This is a genomic window from Streptomyces sp. VRA16 Mangrove soil (assembly GCF_017377775.1).
Lineage (GTDB): Bacteria > Actinomycetota > Actinomycetes > Streptomycetales > Streptomycetaceae > Streptomyces.
Window position 1 is genome coordinate 586,304 of sequence record NZ_JAFVLN010000001.1, and the last position, 24,551, is coordinate 610,854.

The 24,551-nt window shown below is 72.2% G+C and carries 20 protein-coding genes and 1 pseudogene; 16 read left to right on the plus strand and 5 right to left on the minus strand.

The genetic code is table 11. The features are described 5' to 3' along the window. The first annotated feature begins 24 nt into the window (after nt 1-24). From J3486_RS02455 to J3486_RS02475, 5 genes are read left to right on the plus strand one after another with little or no spacing between them, the layout of a single operon-like run. Complete coding sequence (locus J3486_RS02455; RefSeq protein WP_207818232.1) at nt 25-1,761, plus strand: ABC transporter substrate-binding protein; 1,737 nt, start codon at nt 25-27, stop codon at nt 1,759-1,761. After that, nucleotides 1,758-2,765, plus strand: a complete 1,008-nt coding sequence (locus J3486_RS02460; protein WP_207818233.1) for an ABC transporter permease — start codon at nt 1,758-1,760, stop codon at nt 2,763-2,765. Before J3486_RS02455 ends, J3486_RS02460 begins: the two co-directional genes overlap by 4 nt. After that, entirely contained in the window at nt 2,765-3,790 is a 1,026-nt protein-coding gene (locus J3486_RS02465; protein ID WP_207818234.1) for an ABC transporter ATP-binding protein, read from the plus strand. Before J3486_RS02460 ends, J3486_RS02465 begins: the two co-directional genes overlap by 1 nt. Next, nucleotides 3,787-4,803 carry an ABC transporter ATP-binding protein gene (locus J3486_RS02470; protein WP_207818235.1) on the plus strand — a complete coding sequence of 339 codons (1,017 nt, stop codon included), beginning with the start codon at nt 3,787-3,789 and terminating at the stop codon, nt 4,801-4,803. Before J3486_RS02465 ends, J3486_RS02470 begins: the two co-directional genes overlap by 4 nt. Before the next feature lie 49 nt (nt 4,804-4,852). Then, nucleotides 4,853-6,076, plus strand: a complete 1,224-nt coding sequence (locus J3486_RS02475) for an amidohydrolase (RefSeq protein WP_207818236.1) — start codon at nt 4,853-4,855, stop codon at nt 6,074-6,076. 10 nt (nt 6,077-6,086) lie between these two features. Here the strand turns inward: J3486_RS02475 and J3486_RS02480 are convergent, their stop codons facing one another. Next, nucleotides 6,087-6,806, minus strand: a complete 720-nt coding sequence (locus tag J3486_RS02480; RefSeq protein ID WP_207818237.1) for a FadR/GntR family transcriptional regulator — start codon at nt 6,804-6,806, stop codon at nt 6,087-6,089. 115 nt (nt 6,807-6,921) lie between these two features. On the opposite strand from J3486_RS02480, the gene J3486_RS02485 reads away from it, so the two are divergent. From J3486_RS02485 to J3486_RS02525, 9 genes are all read left to right on the plus strand, one after another. After that, a complete protein-coding gene (locus tag J3486_RS02485) occupies nt 6,922-8,646 on the plus strand; it encodes an IlvD/Edd family dehydratase (RefSeq protein ID WP_207818238.1) in 1,725 nt (574 codons plus the stop codon). Nucleotides 8,647-9,264: 618 nt separating this feature from the next. Continuing rightward, on the plus strand, nt 9,265-9,825 hold the full coding sequence (locus tag J3486_RS45110) for a fumarylacetoacetate hydrolase family protein (RefSeq protein WP_374194685.1): 561 nt from the start codon (nt 9,265-9,267) through the stop codon (nt 9,823-9,825). A gap of 273 nt (nt 9,826-10,098) precedes the next feature. Beyond that, nucleotides 10,099-10,737, plus strand: coding sequence for a hypothetical protein (locus J3486_RS02495; protein ID WP_207818240.1), 639 nt, complete (start codon nt 10,099-10,101; stop codon nt 10,735-10,737). 189 nt (nt 10,738-10,926) lie between these two features. Continuing rightward, on the plus strand, nt 10,927-11,646 hold the full coding sequence (locus J3486_RS02500; RefSeq protein ID WP_229377349.1) for a hypothetical protein: 720 nt from the start codon (nt 10,927-10,929) through the stop codon (nt 11,644-11,646). 60 nt (nt 11,647-11,706) lie between these two features. After that, nucleotides 11,707-12,549, plus strand: a complete 843-nt coding sequence (locus J3486_RS02505; RefSeq protein WP_207818242.1) for a cyclase family protein — start codon at nt 11,707-11,709, stop codon at nt 12,547-12,549. Next, nucleotides 12,546-14,201, plus strand: a complete 1,656-nt coding sequence (locus J3486_RS02510) for a thiamine pyrophosphate-binding protein (RefSeq protein WP_207818243.1) — start codon at nt 12,546-12,548, stop codon at nt 14,199-14,201. Before J3486_RS02505 ends, J3486_RS02510 begins: the two co-directional genes overlap by 4 nt. Nucleotides 14,202-14,273: 72 nt before the next feature. Next, entirely contained in the window at nt 14,274-14,813 is a 540-nt protein-coding gene (locus J3486_RS02515; RefSeq protein WP_307804659.1) for a hypothetical protein, read from the plus strand. Nucleotides 14,814-15,029: 216 nt separating this feature from the next. Beyond that, the gene (locus tag J3486_RS02520) at nt 15,030-17,420 is read left to right on the plus strand and encodes a hypothetical protein (RefSeq protein WP_207818244.1); all 2,391 of its coding nucleotides are present in this window, start codon (nt 15,030-15,032) and stop codon (nt 17,418-17,420) included. Between the two features lie 92 nt (nt 17,421-17,512). Continuing rightward, on the plus strand, nt 17,513-18,265 hold the full coding sequence (locus J3486_RS02525) for a hypothetical protein (RefSeq protein WP_207818245.1): 753 nt from the start codon (nt 17,513-17,515) through the stop codon (nt 18,263-18,265). Nucleotides 18,266-18,290: 25 nt separating this feature from the next. On the opposite strand, the gene J3486_RS02530 is transcribed toward J3486_RS02525, so the two are convergent. Further along, complete coding sequence (locus tag J3486_RS02530; protein WP_207818917.1) at nt 18,291-19,232, minus strand: MerR family transcriptional regulator; 942 nt, start codon at nt 19,230-19,232, stop codon at nt 18,291-18,293. Nucleotides 19,233-19,333: 101 nt separating this feature from the next. On the opposite strand from J3486_RS02530, the gene J3486_RS02535 reads away from it, so the two are divergent. Continuing rightward, nucleotides 19,334-20,842: an alpha/beta hydrolase gene (locus tag J3486_RS02535; protein ID WP_207818246.1), complete on the plus strand. Its 1,509-nt coding sequence runs from the start codon at nt 19,334-19,336 to the stop codon at nt 20,840-20,842. A 6-nt stretch (nt 20,843-20,848) separates the two neighbouring features. Here the strand turns inward: J3486_RS02535 and J3486_RS02540 are convergent, their stop codons facing one another. After that, nucleotides 20,849-22,492 (minus strand): ADP-ribosyltransferase domain-containing protein, encoded by a 1,644-nt coding sequence (locus J3486_RS02540; protein ID WP_207818247.1) that lies wholly within the window; start codon nt 22,490-22,492, stop codon nt 20,849-20,851. Between the two features lie 126 nt (nt 22,493-22,618). On the opposite strand from J3486_RS02540, the gene J3486_RS02545 reads away from it, so the two are divergent. After that, on the plus strand, nt 22,619-23,314 hold the full coding sequence (locus J3486_RS02545) for a macro domain-containing protein (protein WP_207818248.1): 696 nt from the start codon (nt 22,619-22,621) through the stop codon (nt 23,312-23,314). 37 nt (nt 23,315-23,351) lie between these two features. Here the strand turns inward: J3486_RS02545 and J3486_RS02550 are convergent. Both J3486_RS02550 and J3486_RS02555 read right to left on the minus strand, forming a co-directional pair. Next, nucleotides 23,352-23,492 (minus strand): annotated as a pseudogene (locus J3486_RS02550) (response regulator transcription factor); the annotation flags it as partial. Nucleotides 23,493-23,624: 132 nt separating this feature from the next. Next, on the minus strand, nt 23,625-24,452 hold the full coding sequence (locus J3486_RS02555) for an SAM-dependent methyltransferase (RefSeq protein ID WP_207818249.1): 828 nt from the start codon (nt 24,450-24,452) through the stop codon (nt 23,625-23,627). Nucleotides 24,453-24,551: the final 99 nt, after the last annotated feature.

A 24,551-nucleotide genomic window follows, 5' to 3' on the forward strand; every position in this document is an offset into this window, starting at 1 on the left:
CACCTCGCACAACCAGGAGCAGCAGTGAATCGACGCACCGCGGCGGCGCTCGCCCTGACGGTGGCCGCCGGGCTGACCCTCACCGCCTGCGGCGGGCCCAAGCCCGCGGCCGGCTCGGGCTCCCGCGCCCCCGCCGACGCCTTCGAGGCGGTGAAGGTCGGTGAGGGCGACACGACGAAGGGCGGCAACGTCAACGTCCTGATGTCCACCGACTTCCAGACCCTCGACCCGGGCAACAGCAACTACGTCCAGACCGCCAACGTCGGCCAGCTGTACTACCGCACCCTCACCATGGCGAAGGAGGAGGCGGGCAAGCCGCCCACGATCGTCCCCGACCTCGCCACCGACCTCGGCAAGGTCTCCAAGGACGGGCTCACCTGGACATACACCCTGAAGAAGGGGCTGAAGTTCGAGGACGGCTCGCCGGTCACCGCCGAGGACGTCAAGTACGGCGTCGAGCGGACCTACGCCCGCGACGTCTACACCCAGGCGCCGCAGGAGCTGAACTCGGCACTGTCCGACGACGGGTACAAGGGGCCCTACGCAAAGGGGGCGGCCGGTGACTTCAAGGGCATCGAGACGCCCGACGCGCGCACGATCGTCTTCAAGCTGAAGCAGCCCTTCGCCGAGTTCCCGGCGCTCGTCTCGCGCTCCAACACGGCGCCCGTGCCGCGTGCCAAGGACACCAAGCTCGACTACACCAATCACCCGGTGTCCACGGGCCCGTACAAGATCAAGCGCTACGACCGCGGCCGGTCCATGCAACTCGTCCGCAACCCCGAGTGGGACCCTGCGACGGACCCCCACCGCAGCGCGCTGCCGGACACCTTCACCTTCAGCCTCTCCACCGCGCAGTCGACCATCAGTCAGCAGTTGCTCGCCGATTCCGACCCCACGGCGCTCACCCTCGACAGCGCGGGCGGCCTCCAGGCGTCCGACGCGGCCGAGCTCGACGAGCCGGACGTCGCACGGCGCACCGCCTCCGGGCTGATCGGATGCACGGACGTCCTCGACTTCAACACCGAGTCGATCAAGGATCCGATGGTGCGCAAGGCGATTGCGCTCGCCATCGACCGCAAGGCGATCCACCTCCAGTACGGGGGCGCCCGGTTCGGCAAGCTCACGCAGTCGTACATCAATCCCGACCAGCGGGGTTACGTCCCCCAGCACACCGCCCTCGACCCGGCCGGGCAGCCGAAGGCGGCCGAGGCGAAGAAGCTGCTCAAGGGCCGCGACTACCCGAAGAAGCTCGTCTACGGATACGCGGACGCGACGCCCCGCTACAAGAACATGGGCACCTCGCTGCAGCAGAACCTCAAGCAGCTCGGCATCGACCTCGAACTGCGCCCCATCCCCGCCGCGAACTACTACACGACGCTCGCCGGCGCGAACATGCCGGACATCGCCCGCAGCGGCTGGTGCGGCGGCGCCGACAGCGGCTCGGTGCGCACCACCATCGACCCGAACCTGGGCCCGAGCGTCGACGGCAAGAGCTTCGGCTTCTCCAACATCCCCCGCTACCACGACCCGGAGATCTCCCAGGCCATGTACGCACTGCGCGGTGAGAACGGCAGCAGCGAGAAGCTGGGCCGCAAGTGGGCGACGCTCTTCGACCGGGCCATGCAGGACTACCCGCTCGTCCCGCTGATCAGGAACGTCACCCGCAGCGTCGTCGGATCCGACATCCGCAACGCGCAAGTCGGTTACTTCTTCGGCGCCATCGACCTGTCGACCGTGTCGGTCGCGTCCGGGAAGGGATGACCGTGGCCGCGTTTCTGCTGCGCCGCTTCGGCGCCACCGTTCTCCTGCTGATCGTCATCAGCTTCGTCACCTTCAGCCTCTTCCAGTTCGGCCCGGCCGATCCGGCCGCCGCGGCCTGCGGTCAGGAGTGCACACCGCAGCGGATCGCCGAGGCGCGCGTCGCCCTCGGCATGGACAAGCCGTTCCTCACCCAGTACCTGACCTACATGTCCGGCCTGTTCCACGGGCGGACGGTCGGTGCACCCGGTGCGCAGTCGCTGTGCCAGTGGCCCTGTTTCGGAAAGTCCTTCCAGACCAACGAGGACGTCACGGCCGTACTGGAACGCGCCCTGCCGTACACGGTGTCCGTCGCCGTCGGAGCGATCGTGCTCTGGACCGTCGCCGGAGTCACCCTCGGCACGCTGGCCGCGCTGCGCAAGAACAAGCTCACCGACAAGGCGATCGTGGGCGCCGCGTCCATCGGTGTCTCGCTGCCGATCCCCGTCACCGGGCTGCTTCTGCTGCTGGTGTTCGTCTCGACGTTCGACCTGCTGCCGTTCACGACGAACGCCATCACCTCACCGTTCGGGCCCGCCGGATTCGGCGGCTGGTTCCAGAACTATCTGCTGCCGTGGATCGCGCTCGCCGTGCTGTTCAGCGCCCAGTACATCCGGGTCACCCGCAGCTCCATGCTGGAGACCTTCGGCGAGGACTTCATGCGCACCGCCCGCTCCAAGGGCCTGTCCCGCACGGCGATGGTCGTCAGGCACGGGGCGCGGGCCGGGCTCACGCCCGTCGTCACCATGCTCGGCCTCGACATCGGGCTGCTGCTCGGCGGCGCCGTCCTCACCGAGCAGATCTTCTCCGTGCCCGGCGTCGGCTTCACCGCCGTCCGCGCCGCGCAGGCCGGCGATCTGCCCGTGACCATGGCGATCACCCTGCTCGCCGCCTTCTTCGTCATCGTCGCCAATGTCGTCGTCGACGCCGTCTACACCGTCATCGACCCGCGAGTGAGGGCTGCCTGATGACCACCACTGCACCCCTGTTGCAGATACGGGATCTGCAGGTCGCCTTCCCGACCGACGACGGGCTCGTGCACGCCGTCAACGGCATGGACCTCACCCTGAACCGGGGCGAGACCGTCGGCATCGTCGGCGAGTCGGGATCCGGCAAGACCGTCACCAGCCAGGCGCTGATGGGACTGCTCAAGGAGACCCGCGCCCGCGTCACCGGAGAGATCCTCCTCGACGGCACCGACCTCAACGCGCTGTCCGAGGACCGGATGCGGGCCTGGCGCGGCAAGAAGATCGCCATGATCTTCCAGGACCCGCTCTCCGCCATGCACCCCTTCCACACCGTCGGCGCCCAGATCGCCGAGGCGTACCGGGTCCACAACCCGGTGTCCAAGAAGGCCGCGTTCGACGTCGCCGTCGACATGCTCGGTCGCGTCGGCATCCCCGATCCGAAGCGGCGTGCACGCGCCTTCCCGCACGAGTTCTCCGGCGGCATGCGCCAGCGCGCCATGATCGCCATGGCGCTGGTGTGCGAGCCGGAACTGCTCATCGCCGACGAGCCGACCACCGCCCTCGACGTCACCGTCCAGGCGCAGATCCTCGACCTGCTCGGCGACCTCCAGCAGGAGACCGGCACCGCGATCGTCCTCGTCACGCACGACCTGGGCGTCGTCGCCGAGGTCTGCCACCACGTCGCCGTGATGTACGGCGGGCAGTGCGTGGAGCGGGGGAGCGCCCGGGAGCTCTTCCGCGACCCACGGCACCCGTACACGCAGGGCCTGCTCGCCTCCATGCCGACGCTGGGCGACGACAGCGAACGGCTGCGGCCCATCCCCGGGTTCCCGCCGTCGCTCGTCGCGCTGCCCGCCGGCTGCCTGTTCGCCGAGCGGTGCCCGCAGACCCACCTCGTGCCCGACGGGCTCTGCCACACGGAGCGGCCCGCCTTCCTCACGGGCGAGGCCGCCGACCACCCCTCCCGCTGCCACCAGGAGAGCCACGCGCGCACGGGCGACACCACCGAGGAGGCCGCACGATGACCACCACCCGGGCCACCCCGCTGCTCCAGGCCGACGAACTGACCAAGCACTTCCCGGGACGCGGCGGACTGCTCGGCCGCGGCGGCGCCCCCGTCAAGGCGGTCGACGGCGTCAGCTTCTCCGTCGACGCCGGGCAGACCCTCGGCATCGTCGGCGAGTCCGGCTGCGGCAAGTCCACCACCGGACGGCTGCTGATGCGGCTGCTCGAACCGACCTCAGGCACCGTCCGCCTCGACGGCCGCGACATCGCCACCATGGACCGCGCCGAGGCCCAGGAGTACCGCCGCCAGGTCCAGATGGTCTTCCAGAACCCGACCTCGTCCCTCAACCCGCGGCAGACCGTCGGCGCCGCCATCGCCGCGCCGCTGCAGGCCCAGCGCATCGACCCGCCCGGCGGCGTCAAGGCGCGCGTGCGGGAACTGATGGACCGGGTCGGCCTGCGCCCCGACCACTACAACCGCTTCCCGCACGAGTTCTCCGGGGGCCAGAAGCAGCGCGTCGGCATCGCCCGTGCGCTCGCCCTCGAACCCCGCCTCATCATCTGCGACGAACCGGTCTCCGCGCTCGACGTCTCGGTCCAGGCGCAGGTCGTCAACCTCCTCCAGGACATCCAGGCCGACACCGGCGTCGCGTACGTCTTCATCGCCCACGACCTGTCCGTCGTACGGCACTTCGCGGACCGCGTCGCCGTCATGTACCTCGGCAGGGTCATGGAGAGCGGCGCCACCCGGGAGGTCTTCGACGACCCGCGCCACCCCTACACCCGCGCCCTGCTCTCCGCCGTCCCGCACCCCGACCCGGACGCCGACCGCAGCCGCAGGATCCGGCTCAGCGGCGACCTGCCGACCCCCGCGAACCCGCCCTCAGGCTGCGTCTTCCGCACTCGCTGCCCGCTGCGCCCGCGCCTCGACGAGGCCGAACAAGCGCGGTGCGCGGGGCAGACACCGCCCGTGCCGGACGGCGACGGGCCCGCCTGCCACTTCACCGACCGGGCCGTCGAGGCTTACCGCTGAACCACCGGTCGACCGTCAACACAACCTCTACGTAAGGAAGTTGCACCACATGCTCATCCGTGACGTCCGCCCCTGGGGCGGCGAGCGCAGCGACGTCCAGCTCGACGGCACCCGCATCGCCGCGATCCGCCCGCACGACCCGCAGGCCGAACCCGTGGACGGCGTCGGCGCGTTCGTCGACGGCCGTGGCCGGCTCCTCCTGCCCTCCTTCAGCGACGTCCACGTCCACCTCGACTCCACCCGCATCGGCCTGCCGTTCCGCCCGCACACCGGCGGCCCCGGCGTGTGGACGATGATGATGAACGACCGCGAGAACTGGCGCGACGCCGAGGTCCCGCTGCCCGAGCGGGTCGCCGGCACCCTGGCGCGCATGATCGCCCGCGGCACGACCCGGGTGCGCACGTACGCGCAGGTCGACGTGGACTGCAAGCTGGAGAAGTTCGAGGCGGTCCTCGCCGCCAAGGAGAAGTACGGGCATCTCGCCGACGTCCAGATCATGACGTTCCCGCAGGCCGGAATCCTGCGCGAGCCCGGCACCGCCGACTACCTGGAGGCCAGCCTCAAGGCGGGCGCCGACGTCATGGGCGGCATCGACCCGTGCACCCTGGACCGCGACCCCAAGGGCCACCTCGACGTCGTCTTCGGGCTCGCCGAGAAGTACGGCGTCGAGGTCGACATCCACCTCCACGAGCCGGGCGAACTCGGCGTGTTCTCCACCGACTTGATCCTGGAGCGGGTCCGCGCCCTCGGTATGCAGGGCAAGGTGACCATGTCGCACGCCTACGAACTCGGCTCCGTCGACGAGGCCACCAGCCGCCGCCTGATCGAGGAGTTCGCCGAGCTCGACATCGCCATGGCGACGGTCGCCCCGGCCGCCCGCAACCAGCTCTCCCTCGTCGCGCTCACCGAGGCGGGCGTCCGCGTCGGCCTCGGCGAGGACGGGCAGCGCGACTACTGGAGCCCGTACGGCAACTGCGACCTGCTCGACCGCACCTGGCAGCTCGCCTTCACCCACAACTTCCGCCGCGACGAGCACATCGAGATGTGCCTCGCGGTGGCGAGCATGGGCGGCGCCTCGATCATGAGCCACGACGTGCCGCGCCTCGTCGGCGTCACGGACCGGCCGGGCCTCGCCGTCGGCGACCGCGCCGATCTGCTCCTGGTCGACGGCGAGACGCCGACCAGTGCCGTCATGGACCGCGGCACCGACCGCACCGTCCTGCACGACGGCAAGGTCGTGGCCGAAGGACTCGCGCTCACCGAGTCCGTCTGACGTACGCGCGTCAGGGCGCGGGGAACCCGGGCGAGTCGGCCAACTGCCGCTCCGCGGCGCTGATCAGCCGTGTGACGGCGGCCGCCGCGTCCGCTCCGCGCCCTGCCGCCACCGCGTCCACGATCGCCCGATGGCCGGGCAGCGACGAGGTGGCGGCGCCCGGCGTCTGCGTACTGATCGCGAAATGGTGCCGCAGCGCCACGTCGATGGCACGGCCGAGCGAGCCCAGCAGCCGATTGCCGCCCGCGGCGAGCAGGGTGCGATGGAAGACGGTGTCCGCCTCCACGTAGGCCGCCCGGTCGCCGCGCGCCTCGGCGTCCTCCATCCGCGTCAACGCGTCGCGCAGCAGCGTCAGTTGATCGGGGCGGCAGTGCTCCGCCGCGATCCGGGCCGCCTCCGGCTCCACGATCCTGCGCAACTCTCCCGTCTCCCGCAGCAGTTGCCGCGGATCGCACTCCTGCAGCCACGCCAGCACGTCCCGGTCCAGATGGTTCCACTCGTCCGCCGGCAGCACCCGGGTCCCGGTGCGCGGCCGGGTGGCGAGCATGCCCTTCGCGGCCAGCGCCTTCACGGCCTCGCGCAACGCGCCACGGCTCACCCCCAGTTGCGAGGCCAGCCGGTCCTCCACGGGCAGCGGCTCACCGACCGGGAAGTCCCCGGCGACGATCCGGCGCCCCAGCGCGTCGATGAGCTGCTGATGTCCCGTGCGGGTGCCTTCCCCTACGACCACGCGTTCCCCCTCGCCTTTCGCGCACGATGTCGTGCACGCCCCCTGGACGGTTTCATCGAATCATTCAATGATTGCTCCGCATCACCGGCATCGTACGCGTGAAGGAGTGATCCGTATGACCGAAGGCCGACGCAGCCAAGCCTGGTTCGGAGCCGCGGGACGCGGTGGCATGGTGTACCGCTCATGGATGCGCAACCAGGGCTTCGGACCGGAGGTCTTCGACGGTCGCCCGGTGATCGGCATCGCCGTCTCCGCCTCCGAACTCGCCCCATGCAACGCCCACTTGCCGCGCGTCGCCGAAGCCGTCAAGCGCGGCGTCTGGCAGGCCGGGGGCTTCCCCCTGGAGTTCCCGACGATGGCGACCGGCGAGACCCTGATGCGGCCCACCGCCATGCTCTACCGCAACCTCATGGCGATGGAGGTCGAGGAGCTGATCCGCGCCAACCCGCTCGACGGCGTGGTGCTGCTCTCCGGCTGCGACAAGACGACCCCGGCGATGCTGATGGGCGCCGCCAGCGTCGACCTGCCCGCCGTGATGGTCACCGGCGGACCCATGCTCAACGGCAAGTTCCAGGGCCGCGACGTCGGTTCGGGCACCGCGGTGTGGCAGATGGAGGCCGAGGTCAAGGCCGGTCGGATGACCGAGGAGGAGTGCTTCTTCGCCGAGGGGTGCATGGCCCGCTCCAACGGCCACTGCATGACGATGGGCACCGCCTCCACCATGGCCTGCATGGCGGAGACCCTCGGCATGCAACTGCCCGGCTCCGCCACCTGGCCCGCCGTCGACATGCGCCGCTTCGAGACCGGACAGGCCGCGGGCCGCCGGATCGTGGAGATGGTCGAGGAGGAACTGCGCCCCTCGCGGATCCTCACCCGGGAGGCCTTCGAGAACGCGATCCGCACCAACGCCGCGATCGGCGGCTCCACCAACGCGCTCATCCACCTCACCGCTCTCGCGGGCCGCGTCGGCGTCCCTCTCGACCTGGAGGACTTCGACCGGCTGGCGCGCGACGTCCCGACGCTGCTCAACCTGATGCCGTCCGGGAAGTACCTCATGGAGGACTTCTGCTACGCGGGCGGCCTGCCCGCCGTCCACCGCGAACTCGTCCGCGCCGGACTGCTCCACGGCGACCAGGTCACCGTGACCGGACGCGGCATCGCCGAGAACACGGCGGACGCCGAACGCATCGGCGACGAGGTCATCACCCCCGTCGACGCCCCGTTCCAGCCCGCCGGGACCGGCACCGCCGTGCTGCGGGGCAACCTCTGCCCCGACGGCGCCGTCATCAAGCAGTCGGCGGCCTCCCCGCATCTGCTCACCCACACCGGCACCGCCCGCGTCTTCGACACCCCGGAGGCGTACCACGCGGTGTGCGACGACCCGGACCTCGACGTCGACGAGAACACCGTCCTCGTCATCCGCGGCGCGGGCCCCAAGGGCTACCCGGGCATGCCCGAGGTCTCCAACGTGCCCCTGCCGACCAAGCTGCTGAAGGCGGGCGTCACCGACATGGTCCGCGTCTGCGACGGCCGGATGAGCGGCACCGGCTACGGCACCGTCGTCCTGCACGTCGCCCCCGAGGCGGCGGCCGGCGGCCCCCTCGCCCTCGTACGCGACGGGGACACCATCACCCTGGACGTACCGAAGCGCAGCCTGCGGCTGAACGTCGACGACGAGGAGTTGGAGCGGCGACGGGCGTCCTGGCAGCCTCCGGCCCCCCGGCACACCAGCGGCTACGCGTGGTTGTACACGCACCACGTCGAAGGGGCCGACCGCGGCGCCGACTTCGACTTCCTGCGCGGCTGCCGCGGCCACGCCGTCCCCCGAGACTCGCACTGACGACCCCAGGAGCACCGTATGACGCTCACGGCCGAGTCCGTGCTGCCCGCCGACGCCCAGGACGCGCTGCTCGTCGCCCGCGTCCACGAACCCGACTGGGACGGCCCCTGCGTGGCCGCCGTCCGCGACGCGCACACCGTGGACCTCACCGCGCACGCGCCCACCGTCTCCGACCTGCTGGAGCGCGACGACGCCGCGGACGTCGTACGCCATGCCCCCGGCGGCCGCCGCCGGCCCCTCGACGACCTGCTCGCGGCGACCGTGGCCGGGCGACGTGACCTGCCGCACCTGCTGGCCCCGGTCGACCTCCAGGTGATCAAGGCGGCGGGCGTCACGTTCGCGGAGAGCCTGATGGAACGGGTCATCGAGGAACGCACCGGCGGCGACCCGTCCCTGGCCGCCCGCACGCGCGACCGACTCGCCGCGTCCGTGGGCCCGGTGACATCGGTGCGGCCGGGTTCGCCCGAAGCCGCCAAGGCCAAGGAGATCCTGCTCGCCGAGGGCCTCTGGTCGCAGTACCTGGAGGTCGGCATCGGCCCCGACCCGGAGGTGTTCACCAAGGCGCCGGTCCTGTCGGCGGTGGGCACCGGCGCCCGCGTCGGCATCCTCGCCGGATCCGTGTGGAACAACCCCGAACCGGAGGCCGTCCTCGCCGTCGACTCCCGGGGCCGGGTCCGCGGCGCCCTGCTGGGCAACGACGTCAACCTCCGTGACATCGAGGGCCGCAGCGCGCTGCTGCTGCCCCGCGCCAAGGACAACAACGCCTCGTGCGCCCTCGGCCCGTTCCTGCGGCTGTTCGACGGCGGCTTCGGCCTGGACGACGTACGCGCCCTCGACATCGACCTCGACGTCACCGGCACGGACGGCTTCGTCCTGCGCGGCACCAGCACCATGCGCAGCATCAGCCGCGACGTCCTCGACCTGGTCGCGTCCGTGCACGGCGAGCACCATCAACACCCCGACGGATTCGTGCTGTTCACCGGCACTCTGTTCGCGCCCACGCAGGACAGGGACGCCCCTGGGGAGGGCTTCACCCACCACGAGGGCGACGTCGTCCGCGTCTCCAGCCCCCGCCTGGGCGCCCTGGTCAACACCGTCACCACGAGCGAGGCGGCGCCGCCGTGGGAGTACGGGCTGCGGCGCCTGATGCGGAGCCTGGCCGCCAGGGGAGCGCTCTGAGAGCCTGTCTTTGAACCCCCGCCTGCGCCCCGACGCCCGGCACGCACGCTCGCCGCACGTCGTGCCAGGACAGGTGGCTCCGCCACATGACCTGGCACGACGCACGACGATCGCACGCACCGACCGCCGCTGCGCCCGCCCTCCGGCCGGACGACGGGGGTTCAAAGACAGGCTCTGACACCGCCGCGCTCCGGTTCCCCTTTCGGGTGGGATCCGGTCCCGCCGGGCGCGGGCAGGCGCACCGGACGGCCGCACGCGTCGACCATATGGGCCATGCGCATCGCACCCCCGGCCCTGCCCGACCGGTCCGTGACCGCGGCGGCGACCGCACTGGCGGCCGTCGCCGCCGTCGTCGGCGCCACGGCGTACACCGTCGTCACCCTGACGACCGGCGACGAGCGGGTCGTCGTGGATTCGATCATGGCGCAGGACCTGTCGCGGGACGAGTACCTCGCCAACGCCTCCCGTGACGTCTTCCACGGCACGGTCGTCGGCCTGAAGTCCCAGGCCGGGACCGACCAGCCGGGCGAGAGGGAACAGCTGTGGCGGGTCCGGGTCAACCGGGCCTTCAAGGGCGACGCGTCGGGGACGGTGATCGTCGACACCGTCGCGTACACCGCAGGCGACGGCTCGCTCACCGCCGAGGGCGGCGCCGTCGTCCCCGAACCCGGCCGGATGTACGTCTTCTCCGGCATCCAGGAAGGCAGCACCCGCGTCTACCACCCCTACGGCGGCACGGTGGGTACCCGCCCGTCACCCGGCCTCGACGAGCCGTTCGGCCTCGCGGACGGCGCCCGCCCCCTGCATCCGGAACGCTTCCGCGGCGCCCGGACGGTGACCGACTACTGGACCACCGTGATCCGGAACGAGACCGAGGGACCCGCGCCCGACCGACCCGGCGCCGCACCGTGATCCGGTCCGCTGTCGCGCCGTCGTACCAGGTCGGGGTCATTGTCCGTGCTCCGTAACGATCTGACACGAGTGGCGTGGAATGCCCGGTTCCGCGGGCACACTTCCCCGGCAGCGATCAATCGGCCGTGCGCACCTCACAGATGCGCACCGCACCGGCAGTACTACATCGGGGGAAAGATCATGCGTGTGATGCGCAAGAGCATGAAGGCGTACGCCCTGGGCGCGGCCGTCGCGGCGGCCCTGACCGTCACCGCCTGCGGCCCCGGCGGCAGCGACGACAAGGCCGACGGCAGCGCGAGTCCGTCCGCGAGCACGTCGGCGAGCGCTTCGGCGAGTGCTTCCGCCGGCGCCTCCCCGTCGCAGAGCGCGTCCTCGACCCCGTCGAGGACGGCCTCGGCCTCGACGACCGGGTCGGCCGGCGGCAACGGAGGCGCGAGCGGCGGCAGCGGGTCGAAGGACTGGGACTACGCCGACCGGCAGACCCCGCCGACCGGCTCCGTCTGCGACCACGACGGACAGGGCCCCTACGGGAAGATCGAGGGGCTCGCCGTGGGCGGCGAGACCCCCTACGCCACGCTGGACCTCGTGCTCGGCATGTACCAGTGCGACGGCGAAGGACCCACCTTCGTCCCCAGCAGCGCGACCGGCGCCGCGACGACCGTCGCCGTCGACTCCAACCACCTCAAGGTGGTCGTGGGCGGCCGGCTCGCCAGCGACCTCGGCACCAAGACACCGAAGGCGAACGCCTTCTTCGACGAGCTCGGCAAGCTGGACTCCGAGGGCGGGCTCAAGGGCGCCAAGGCACCCGAGTTCTACTTCCGGGTCGACTCCGCGTCCGACGACGTGAACGTGATGCCCGACGACAGCACCCACATCATCTACCTGTACCAGATCATCGACGGTGACTGACGGGCAGGACGGGGCCGCCGGACGCTTGTGTGGCCCCGCCGATGCCTTCAGGATGCAGGCATGTCTGAGCCCACGGCAGCAGCCGCACCAGCGTCGCCGTCCGTACTCGCCGCTCTGGTGGCCGAGTTGAGCAGCGGCGGGATCGAAGTCGTCGATCTCACCGCGCCGTTGTCGTCCGGCACACCGGTGCTCAGGCTGCCGCCCGAGTTCGGGCAGACCCAGGTGTTCGAGCTGGAGGAGATCAGCCGGTACGACGACCGGGGACCGGCCTGGTACTGGAACAACTTCCGCTCCGGGGAGCACACCGGCACCCACTTCGACGCCCCCAACCACTGGGTGACCGGCAAGGACCTCGCGGACATCGCCTCGGTCCCCGCCCGGCAGCTCGTCGCCCCCGCCGCCGTCCTCGACGTCACCGACGAGGTCGCCAAGGACCCGGACTTCCTCGTCGAGGTGGAGCACATCGAGGCGTGGCAGGACCGGCACGGCGCCCTGCCCGACGGTGGCTGGCTGTTCGTGCGGACCGGCTGGAGCAGCAGGTCCCACGCACAGGAACCGTTCCTGAACGCCGACGCGAACGGCCCGCACACTCCCGGACTCTCCGTCGCGTGCGCGCGCTGGGTCGCCGAGGAGTCGCCGGTGACGGGGCTCGGCGTGGAGACCGTGGGCACCGACGCGGGCGCGGCGCACGGCTTCGATCCGGCGTTCCCCTGTCACTCGTACCTCATGGGCAGCGGCAAGTACGGGCTGACGCAGCTGCAGAACCTCGACCGGCTGCCGTCCACCGGGGCCGTTGTCATCGCCGGGCCGCTGCCCATCGTCTCCGGATCCGGGGCGCCCGCCCGGGTCCTCGCACTCGTCGAGCGGACCGGGCGGACGGGACAGGCGGGGCGGACGTCGTGAAGGTCGCCGAAGCGGTCGGACGGGCCCTCGTCGCCGCCGGGGTCGGACAGGTCTTCGGCGTCGTCGGCTCCGGGAACTTCCACGTCACCAACGCGATGGCCGCGGCGGGCGCCCGTTTCGTCGCCACCCGGCACGAGGGCGGCGCCGCCACCATGGCCGACGCGTACGCCCGGGTCAGCGGCGCCGTGGCCGCGGTCAGCGTGCACCAGGGCTGCGGGCTCACCAACGCCCTCACCGGCATCGGCGAGGCCGCCAAGAGCCGTACGCCACTGGTCGTCGTGGCGGCGGAGGCGTCCCAGCCGCGCTCCAACTTCTCCGTCGATCAACGGGCGTTGGCGGAGGCGGTGGGTGCGCGCAGCACCCGTGTGACCTCGGCGCAGGACGCCGTCGCGCAGACCTGCGCGGCGGTGCGCGACGCCGTACGGGAGCGGCGCACCCTCGTGCTCAACCTCCCGCTCGACGTCCAGGCCCAGGACGTCCCGGACACGGAGGCGGCAGCGGCGCTGGCCGCCGTCGCCCCGCCGGCCGCACGCGCCGCCGTCGAACCCGCCGATACCGACATCGCGGCCCTCGCCGACGTCCTCGCGCGCGCCGAACGCCCGGTGTTCCTCGCGGGGCGCGGCTCGCGCGGACCCGGTTGCCGCGCGGCACTGGAAGCCCTGGCCGAACGGTGCGGCGCGCTGCTCGCGACATCGGCGGTGGCCCGTGGCCTCTTCCACGGCAACGCGTGGTCGCTCGACGTCTCGGGCGGCTTCGCGTCACCCCTGGCCGCCGAACTGATCCGGGGCGCCGACGCGATCGTGGCCTGGGGCTGCTCGCTGACCATGTGGACGACCCGGCACGGCGCGCTCATCGGCCCCGGGGCCACGCTCGTCCAGGTCGACGACGACCCGGCCGCGCTCGGCGGACAGCGCCCCGTCGACCTCGGCGTCACGGGGGACGTCCGCATCACCGCCGAGCGGATCCGTACCGCACTCGGCTCCGGCGAGCGCACCGGCTACCGCGCGCCGGAGAACGGCGAGGCCCTCGCCGCCCGGCTGCGCTGGCGCGACATCCCGTACGAGGACGAGTCCACCCGCGACCGCATCGACCCGCGCACCCTCAGCATCGCCCTCGACGACATCCTCCCCGCCGAGCGGGTCATCGGCGTCGACTCCGGCAACTTCATGGGCCACCCGACGATGTACCTGTCCGTCCCCGACGAGCAGGGCCTGTGCTTCACGCAGGCGTTCCAGTCGATCGGCCTCGGCCTGGCCACCGCCGTCGGCGCCGCCCTCGCCCGCCCCGACCGCCTCCCGGTCGCCGCGCTCGGCGACGGCGGGGCCCTGATGAGCGCCGTCGAACTCGACACCGTCCGCAGGCTCGGTCTGCCCATGGTGGTCGTCGTCTACAACGACGACGCGTACGGGGCGGAAGTGCACCACTTCGGCCCGGACGGGCACCCGCTCGACACGGTCGAGTTCCCGCCCACCGACATCGCCGCCGTCGCCCGCGGCTACGGGTTCGAGGCGGTCACCGTGCGCACCCCGGCCGATCTGAAGGCCGTCCGGGACTGGGTCGAGGGGCCGCGCCACGCCCCGCTCCTCGTGGATGCGAAAGTGGTGCGGGACCACGGGTCGTGGTGGCTCGAAGAGGCGTTCAAGGGGCACTGACACCCCGCGCGCACAGGGTGAGGGGCGAGGGGCGAGCGAGTGGGCGACGGATCGGCGCTGTTCAGCGCGCACGTGGCAGAGCGTGTCGACGAGGTCGTGGCCGGGTTTCCGCGCGGCGCCGGGATCTACGCGGTGACCCTGCGGATCGACAGCGTGGACCAGGACCCGCGGTGCCCGTACGTGGCCGTGGGCTACACGACCGAGGCGGACGCGGCGGATGCCGCGGACAAGGCGGCGGACGCGTGGGAGGCGCGCTGGAGTTACGCCTTCTTCCCGGTGACGGGTCTCGAAGGGGTGGCGGCCGTCGGCCGCGAGCGGGGTGGCGCCGAGCTGTTCCGGCGGGCGGCCGGGGAACTGGACCTCTGGTACGAGGACGGTGACGAGCCGGACGCGCCGGACGAACACGAGGAGCGGCTCGCCGAGTGGTTCGCGCAGGTGTGTGTCGCCGCGGCCCGGCGTCTGCACGAGAGCGGCCGGATCACGTCGACCCTGGGGCGTCGCGTACCGGTCGTCCTCTACGACATGTTCGACCCCGACGCCATGTTCCGGCTGACCGCGCGGGCCAATCCGGCGGAGCTCGTCGCGGAGTTCATGGCCGAGGAGGAGCCGTAGCCGGGCCTCGGCCTCCAGGGAGGGCGTGCGGAGGCTGGCTCAGAACGAACGCAACCCCCGTCCGTAATGGACCTGTTGTGTCGTTCACGGTGAGCACGGGTGCTGGGTAAACGCGCCAACGATTGCGGACGCGTCCGCTCCGGGTGACGCCCGCCCGGCACTCGTTCATCATCTGTCCCGGAAGTCTCAACTGCCTTACGGAAAAGGGAGATTGACATGAGCCTGTCCGGGCGAAGATCCGGAGTGCGGCGCGCCTTAGGCGGCGGGATGGCCGCCGCCGCGCTGACTCTCGGCGGATTCCAGGCACTGCCCGCCGCGGCGGCCCCCACGGCGAGTGCCGCGGCGGACCCCGGGGCCCGCACCGCCGCCTGTGACGACGGCGGCGACCAGGGCCCGCGCTGCGTCGCCGTGAAGACGGCGCTCGACGCGGCCCCGGCCAAGGGCGGCGCCACGACCCTGACGGTGAAGGTCGACCCCCGCATCGACATCCCCGGCGCGAAGGTCGAGATCGACCTCCCGGCGGCCCTGCGCTTCAGCGACGCGCCCGACGGCTTCGCCATCGACCGGCGGGCCGACGCCCTCCCCGGCGACGGCGGATCCGTCAGCCGCGCCACCCGCACCCTGGACCTGCGCGCGGACCGCACCCTCACCTTCACCGCCCCCGTGACCGCCGCCGCCACCGGCGACCTGACCGTGCGCACCCGCGTCCTGCCGCCCGAGGGCTACGGCGCGGGCGTCGAGGACCCGGCCCTGCTCACCGTGGGCACCGACGCCGCCCACTCCCGCCTCGGTCTCGCCTCCGGCACCTACACCGCGGCCAAGGCCCCCGCAGGGACCAAGGTGAAGCCGCTGATGGGCAGGCCCACCGCGAAGATCCCCGCCGAAGGACTGGCGAAGCCGCACACCGACGACCCCGGCGCCGCCGCGACCCTGTCCGCCGCCGGAGCCCTCACCTGCGTCCGCGGCTCCTTCTTCTACAACGACGAGGACGGCGTGGCCCGCTCGTCCGCCAACCTCCAGGTGCAGGTCTGGGACGAGGACCCGGCCAACAGCGACGACCTGCTCACCGTCGGACTCACCGACGGCAACGGCGCGTTCCGGCTGTGCTTCGACAACGGCACCGACGCGCTCGGCGGCCAGGACCTCTACCTCAAGTTCGTCACCCAGAACGGCCAGTGGGGCGTGGAACGCGACGACGACGACGTCTACGAGTTCCGTACGCCCAACTTCGAGGACCGCGGCGACGGCACCACCAGCAACCTCGGCTCCTACACCGCGGCCGACGCGCGGCTCCAAGGCGCCCTGCGCGCCTACGACTTCGCCAACACCGCCGCCGAATGGACCCCCGGCGACTGCTGGGACGAACGCGACTGGGACTGCCGCCGCACCGACATCAACTGGCACCCGGACGACGACCCGGGCGGTGCCTTCTACCGGCCGAGCGAGGACGAGATCTATCTCCCGCCGCAGGACGCCGACGACCGCAACGTCGTCGTCCACGAGATCGGCCACGCCGTCATGGACGACACCTACGAAGAGGACGACTTCGACACCCACTGCCCCTCCCCGCACTACATCACGAACACCAGCAGCACCAACTGCGCCTGGTCGGAAGGGTTCGCGGACTGGTACGGCGTCGCCGTGTTCGGCGACCCGCTGTACGTCGACCGCACCGACACCAACAACGACGCCAGCGGCTTCACCGTCGACTTCGACAAGCACACCTGGGACACCGGCGGATGGGACGACGGCGACGCGGTCGAGGGCCGGGTGGCCGGAGCGCTGTGGGACCTGGTCGACAGCGGCACGGAGGGCTGGGACGCGTACGGCGAAGGACTCGCCCCCGTGTGGAACACCTTCCTCGACCACCGGGCCACGACCTTCCGCGAGTACTGGGACGCACGCGTCGCGGACGGCCGCGAGACCGGCGCGCCCGCGCTCGGCAGCCTCTTCCAGAACACCATCGACTACGGCTACCGCAATCCGCTGACGAACCACCAGTCGCAGACCCGGCCCACCCCGGACCCCGCCCACAACTACCGGTTCGACACAACCAAGGTGTTCTGGTCCGTGGTGGCCCTGCGCCCGCCCGCCGGCGCCGACTACGACCTCAGGCTCTACGACGACCAGGCGCAGAACGACCTGCTCGGCGCCAGCGTCGCCGGGACCGGCGTCACCGACTTCGTCGCCATCAACTCCAACGTGCGTCCCACGGGTGACTACTACCCGCGGGTCACCCAGGTCTCGGGCACGGGCGACTACGGTGTCGAGGCCGACGAGACGGAAGGCGTCTTCGCCGGCTCGCCCACGGTCACCATGGGCGCCGACCGGCTCGCCGCCGTCTGGGACCTCTGCCTTCCGGAGGCGGAGAAGGCGACGTACACGGTCACCCCCTCGGGCACCGACCAGGACGCCGAACTGTTCGTCGTCGACACGACGCAGGGCGGCGGCGACAACGTCGTGAGCCGGCTCGGCGCCACCGCCGCCGGTGACACGGCCGGGGCCGGCGCACCCGAGTCGGTCACCGTCGACCTGCCGAGCGGCTGTCACGGCCTCGTGCTCGTGAACAAGGCGGGCAGCGGCACGTACACCCTCACCAAGTCGTGAGCACCGCCCCGTCGGGCGCCCGGCCCGGTCCCGCCGGGCACCGGACGCCCGGCGGGCGGAACCGGAACGTCCCGCCGCGCCGTCGAAAGGGCATGCGCACCTCATCCGCCCTCATGGCCGGCGCTGCGGCCCTGCTCCTGACCGCCTGCCAGTCGGACGACGGCGCCGCCGCGCCCGAGCGGCCGACCGGCAGCGGCGAGCCGGCCGTCGTCGTCCGGACGATCCCGGGCACGCCGTCACCGGCCGTGCTCGCGGCCCTGCCGGAGTTCACCCTCTACGGCGACCGCAGCGTCGTCGTGCCGGGACCGGCCGAGGGCTCGCTGCTCACGGCGACCGTGCGCCGGGTCGACGACGCGAAGGCGGACCGCCTCTACGCCGACGCGTACGAGACCGCGCACGGCCCGACCCCCGATACGGACGCCGTGGACGCAGGCGTGCTCGTCGCCACCGTCGCGGGCCCGGGGCAGCCGCGCACCGCCCGGCTGCCGCTGCCCGACGACGACGTGAAAGCGTTCCGCGAGCGGCTCGATCCGCAGCGCTGGTCCCCGGACGCCGTCGTCGCCGCGCCCCGTCCCTACCGGCCCACCCGGCTCGCCGTGTTCGCCCGCCCCTGGACCGACGACTCCACTCCGTCCCGGGCCTGGACGCTCGGCGACCCCACCCAAGGCACCGACACCACCGAAGGCACGTGCGCCATTCTCACCGGCACCCGGCGCGCCCGCGCGGAGCACCTGGCCGCCGCGGCCGGACCCGGCGTCGTCTGGACGTACCGCGGCGCCCGCCTCCAGCTCACCCTGCGACCGCTGCTGCCGCACGAACGCGACTGCGACGACCTGGAACCGTGACGGGCACGCCGGGCCAGAACCTCCGTCAGAGCGTGGCGAGTTCCGCGTCCAGGGCCGCCAGCAACCAGTCGTGCGCCGTACCCGGCGTCGGATCCGGGACGGCGCCCGGCGTGGTGGTCAGGTCCGCCACCAGGTCCCAGTACCTGTCCAGGCGGGGATCGTTCGCGAGCTGTCCCGCGAGGCCGCGACGGAATTCCGGCGTGTCACGCAGCCCCGTCACGGTCGCGTACGTCGCCACGAAGCAGTCCAGCGCCTCGCCCGGAGCCGGGTCCGCGCCCTTGCGCATCACGGGAGCCGCCAGCGCGTAGGCCTCCGCCAACCCCGCGTACAGCACGGTGGATTCACGCGCGCCCGCCGCACGGTGCGCGGCCGGCTGGGTGGGCTCCGTGCCCCCGCAGGGCCGGGACACCAGAGCGCACAGCCGGGCGAGGGCGAGCACCTGCTCCGGGGCCGGGGCGTCGGGCGGCTGCGGGACGGCGGCCGCCAGGAAGTCGGCACGCGCGCCGGACGGCATCCGCGGCGGCAGCCAGGCGCGCCAGAACCGGGCCAGCGGGTCCGTGCTCGGCGGTGTCCCGAGCGCCCCGACGAGCCGCAGCCGCTTTGCCCGCTCCCGCGGCGCGCACTCCTGGACCAGCCGCAGCGCGGCCTCCTGCCAGCGCAGCGCGGTCAACTGCGATCCCAGAGTGCGCAGTTGACCCGCGACGGCGTCCTCGAGCACGCTCTGCGCACCGGCCCGCTCCTCGACGATCCGCCGCACCTCGGGGACGGGCAGCCCCAGGCCGCGCAGCGAACGGATCAGCTGGAGCCGGTCCAGGGCGTCGGGGGCGTACCTGCGGTGCCCGCCCGTGCTGCGCGATCGCTCCGGCAGCAGGCCGTTGTCGGAGTAGAAGCGGACGGTCTTGACGGTCGTCCCCGCGTGCTCGGCGAGCTCACCGATGCTCCACAGGCCGTCGGATCCGGACGACAGCGACACTTGAACCTCCCTCTGGGGGAGTTCCTAACGTACCCGCGAACGCGGCGCGGCGACGGACCGGGCCGCGCGCGACGGAGTACCGAGGAGAGTGGACGATGACCGAATTCGTGCTGGTGCCGGGGCTGTTCACCGGCCCCGACGCATGGCGGGCGACGGCGGAGCGGCTCACCGCCGAGGGCGCGAAGACCCATGTGGTCCCGTCGCCGACCGCCGTCGGCGCCGATCTGGAGGCGCACATCGCGCAGGTCGTGGAGATCGTCGACGAGATCGGCGCGGACCGGCCCGACGTCGTGCTGGTCGGTCACGACTACGGGGTGTACCCCGCCGTGGGGGCGGCGGACCGGCGGCCGGGCCGCATCGCCAGGATCGTGTACGTGGACACGGGTCCGGTGGCCGACGGCGCCCAGGCGCTGGCGACCGTCCCCCAGCAGGACCTGCGCGAGCGGCTCGCCGCGGCCGGGGACACCCAGGGCGTGCTGCCGCCGCCCGCGCGGGACGAGTGGCCGCGGTGGGGGAGCACGGCGGGACTGTCCGCAGCGGACCTGGACCGGCTCACCGCACACGCCGTCCCGCAGCCCCTGGGCACCCTGCTCCAGCCGCTGCGGCTCACAGGTACGGAACTCCCGCCGACCACGGGAGTGCTGTGCGCGGACAGCGGCGCGACCATCGCCGCCGTCCGGATGCTCCTGGACTTCGGCGACCCGGCGATCAAGGCGCTGGCCAGGCCCGAGGTCACCTTCTTCGAACTGCCCACCGGACACTGGCCGATGCTGTCCTGCCCCGACGAACTCGCCGAGGCGCTGCTCGCGGCGGCCGCCGGAGCAGGCGAACGCCTGGAGAGCGGACAGCGCGAGGAGACGGCGGCGCCCGGATACCAGCGGCCGTTCCTGCTCGACGTGCCGCAGATCCCACGGGAGCGGCGCGGGAACCTCGACCTGTACGTTCCTCAGGGCGCCCCGGACCGGCCGCTGCCCGCGATCGTGTTCGTGCACGGCGGACCGGTGCCCGCGACCGCGCGGCCGACACCCCGCGACTGGGCCACCTTCGTCGGCTACGGCCGGTACGCGGCGCAGCAGGGCGTGATCGGGGTGACCGTCGACCACCGGCTGCACGACGTGACCGCGTACCCGACGGCCGCGGAGGACGTGGCCGCGGCGGTCGCCGAGGTGCGCGCCGATCCACGCGTCGACGCGGACCGGATCGCGCTGTGGTTCTTCTCCGGTGGCGGGCCCCTGACGGCGCCGTGGCTGAGCGCCGCCCCGCCGTGGCTGCGCTGCCTCGCCGCCAACTACCCGATCATGGCGATGCTGCCCGGGTGGGGGGTCGACGATCCCCGGTTCCGGCCGGCCCAGGCCGTCGCGCGGGGTGCGCAGCGGCCCCCGTTCGTGCTCGTCAGGGCCGGTCTGGAGACCTCGGCGGTCGCGGCGACCGTGGCCGACTTCATCGAGGCCGCCGCGGCCGGGGGTGAACCGGTCGAGGTGATCGACGTCCCGGACGGGCACCACGGCTTCGAGGGACTCGACCACACCGGCACCGCGCGGGCGGCCGTGCGGGAGGCGATGCGGCGCGTGCTCGTACGGCTCGACGCCGGGCCCGCCGCCTGATCCCGGTCAGGACACCAGGGGCAGCTCCTCGGACTCGGCGAGGCGCACGGTGGACAGACCGCCGCGCTCGCTGCGCACGTCGACCACCTTCAGCTGCGTGCCCGGCAGCAGGATGAACTCCTCCTCGCCGGTGAACGCCGAGAAGTCCCGGATGCCGACGGCCCGCACCGGCTGCACCTCGAACAGCGTCCGCTTGCCGCGGCCGCCGAGGAACGCGCGGGCCACCCCGACCTGCGACGTGCACGACGACACGCCCCACCAGGTGACCGTCCGCCCCACCGGGTACTGCGCGCGCAGGTCGAGCGGCACTCCGCGCCACAACGGCGCGGTGCGGGCGGGCAGTTGTTCCACCGCGGAGAACAGCAGCCGCAGGTAGGGGAGGTAGGGGACGATCTTCGAGCGGTCCGGTGACCGCAGGACGGCGTTGATCTCCCGGTAGAACGCCGACTCGCAGGTGTAGAGGTACAGGGCGGCGATCGTGTCCGCGGACAGCCGCCCGGACCGCGCGCCGGCGGCACCAGGGTCGTCGGCCCGCAGCTTGCCGAACTCGTGCGAACGCTGCACGTGCCCGGCCAGGCCCGAGAGCAGTCGGGAGACCGGGCCGACCGCCTCGCGGAAGTCCATCAGCGGGGTGTCGGCGACGCCGGTGATCGCGTCGAGGAGCAGGCCCTCGTCCTTCACGCTGGACAGCCGCTCCAGATACATCTGGTGCAGTTCCATCGTGGACGTGATGAACGCGCCCATCCGCTCCGCCACCCCGCCGCCGGCGCCGCCCGGCACGGCCGCGTCCTTGTCCCAACCGAGGCTCGGCAGCCAGTCCACCGGGTCCGCGCCCAGGGACGCGAGCGCGTCGTTCACCGTCGCGAAGTGGTCGCCGTCGCAGAAGATGTCGCCCTGCGCCGCGGGATTGGGATGGTCGATGTGCCGGACCTCGACCTCGGGATACTTCTTCTCCAGACGCTGGACGATCGTCTTCAGGCTGCGCGCGTGCGCACCCCACCACGCGAAGACGACCCCCCGGTCCTCCTCGTCGGCGCCCTGCTTCGCCCGCAGGATCTCCTCGACGACCCGCTCGGCCACCGGACGCCAGAACGCCGTGTGCGGATCGGCGCCCCGCGGCCCGTCACTGCTCGCCGTCAGCGCCGCGTTCAGCAGCAGCACTCCCTGCGTCAGCATGGCCTGGAACCACTCCGGCGGCTGCACCGTGTCCCGCTGCTGCAACAGCTTGCGGAGGTCGGCTATCGGGGTCTTCTTCGGGATGTTGTACTTCCACATCGCCGCCGCCTTGATGATGCAGCGGATGCTCACGACCCGGCCGAACTGACTGTCCTTCCAGTCGTGGAAGGTGTTGTCGAACATCGCGATGCCGGTGGCGCTCTCCGGCCGCGGATAGGGGTTCTGGCCGAACACCACGACCTTCCACTTGTGCGGAGGGTGCGGCTTGAGCGCCTGGAACGTCAGCTCGCGGACCGGTACGACGTCGGGGGCGCGGCCCGGTCCGATGAACGAGGCAGCTCCGGGCTGCGCCTCGATCACCGGCTTGAGCAGCGGCAGCCAGGGCTCACCGCCGCCCTTGAACAGCTCGGCCAGCGCCAACGGGTCGGCGGGGTCGTGGGGTTCGGGCTGCGCGGGGGAGTTGGTGTCGATCATGGCCGGGAGGCTAACAGCGGGCACTGACAACGCCGCCCGACGCTGTCAGCGCCCCAACTCCGTTGTCAGTGGCGGCCGGTAACGTCGTGACCAGTGGAAGAACCCCTTTTCCGACGGGAGTCGAAGATGACGGTGGACGCTGCCCAGGCGGCCCTCGACGTGGTGCTGACGGACACGAACGTGAAGGTGGTCGAGGCCTGGCGGTCGGCCTTCGCCGACACCCCCGGCGTCCGGATCCGCAAGGGATCCCTGCTCACGGTCCGGGCCGACGCCTGGGTCAGCCCGACCAACGCGCGGGGGCTGATGAACGGCGGGGTGGACGCCGCCGTGAAGCAGCACCTCGGCGCGGGCATCCAGCTGCGCGTACAGCGCGCCATCCGCGACGAGTTCGCGGGGCGGCTGCCCATCGGCAGCGCGGTCTGCGTGCGCTCCGGGGCGGCCAACCCCACGTACCTGATCTCGACGCCGACGATGCAGGAGTCGTCGGAGAACGTGAGCGAGACGCTGAACGTGGCCTTGGCCTGCGCCGCCGCGTTCCAGGCGATCCACCGCAAGAACAGTGAGGAGCCGGGTGCCATCAGGTCGGTGGCCCTGGTCGGCATGGGGGCCCGCACCGGCCGGGTCCCGGCGCAGGTGTGCGCCAATCTGATGTGGACGGGCCACACCCTTTTCCAGGAGTACGAGTTCGACGACTACGACGAGCTGCGCGCGACGGTCCTGGCACAGCTCGCCGACATAGAGAGCGCGCCGGCCGGCGAGCGGGTGCGGATCACGCCGCCGGAGCGCGGCCGCACGCCGGGCCCGCGGCCCACGGGGCGGTGAGCGGCTTCCAGGTGAGCGGCGTCCAGGTGAGCGGCCTCTAGTCGCGGTCGGCGAGGGCCGGAGCGATCTCCGTCCGGGAGGAGCAGTCGAGCTTCCCCAGGATGTGCTCGACGTGCGCGTCGGCGGTCCGCTCGGAGATGACCAGGCGCTGGGCGATCTCGCGGTTGGACAGGCCCTGGGCCCATCGCACCCGCCCCACAGCCGTCCGCCGAGGCCCCACAGAGCACTCCGAACGGGACGCGCGATCAGGGCCGACCGAAGGGAGCGCGACCGCTGAACTTCCCTGTGGTCATGACCTTTCGGGGCGGGGTCACGGCTTTCTGGCCACGCCGCAGAAGTGCGTCACGTCCACGATCGTGGACGCGTCGTCCAGGTCGGGGCGCCAGCGCGAGCACGAGACCACACCGGGTTCGAGCAGCTCCACCCCTTCGAAGAGCCGCAGCAGCTCCGCGCGGCTGCGCAGGGTCATCGGCGCCGACCCCTGACCGTTCCAGTACTGCACCGCCTGCGTCATCGCCTCCCCGTCCACCTCGGTGGTCGGGTGGGAGATCACCAGATGGCTGCCCGACGGCAGCGCGGCCAGCAGCTTGTGGACGATCGCCTGGGCCTCGTCGGTGTCCATCACGAAGTTGACGACGCCGAGCATCGTCAGGGCGACCGGCTTGCTGAAGTCCAGGGTCCGGGCGGCGCCTTCGAGAATGGCGTCCGGGTCGTGCAGATCGGCCTCGATGTAGTCCGTGGCGCCCTCGGGGGTGCTGGTGAGCAGGGCGGTGGCGTGCCGCAGCACGATGGGGTCGTTGTCCACGTACACGATCCGGCAGGACGGATCGGTGCGCTGGGCCACCTCGTGGGTGTTGTCGACCGTGGGCAGGCCCGTGCCTATGTCGAGGAACTGCCGCATCCCCGCCTTCGCGACGAGGAACTTCACCGCCCGCGCGAGGAACTGACGGTCCGCCACGGCCGAGCGCGGCAGGGCCGGTACGAACCCGAGGATCTGCTCACCGACCTCCTCGTCGACGGGGTAGTTGTCCTTGCCGCCCAGCCAGTAGTTCCAGATCCGGGCCGAGTGCGACACGTCCGTGCGGAGCCGGGCCGTGCGGGCGGTGCCCTCGTCGGGGGACAGCGACTCGTCTGACATGGCGGGATCTCCTCGGCGCAGGGACGGAAATGGTCAGTGCCGTGCTCAATGTAAAGGGCATCGGCCGCCACAACACCCCCATCTGGCATATGACTTGGT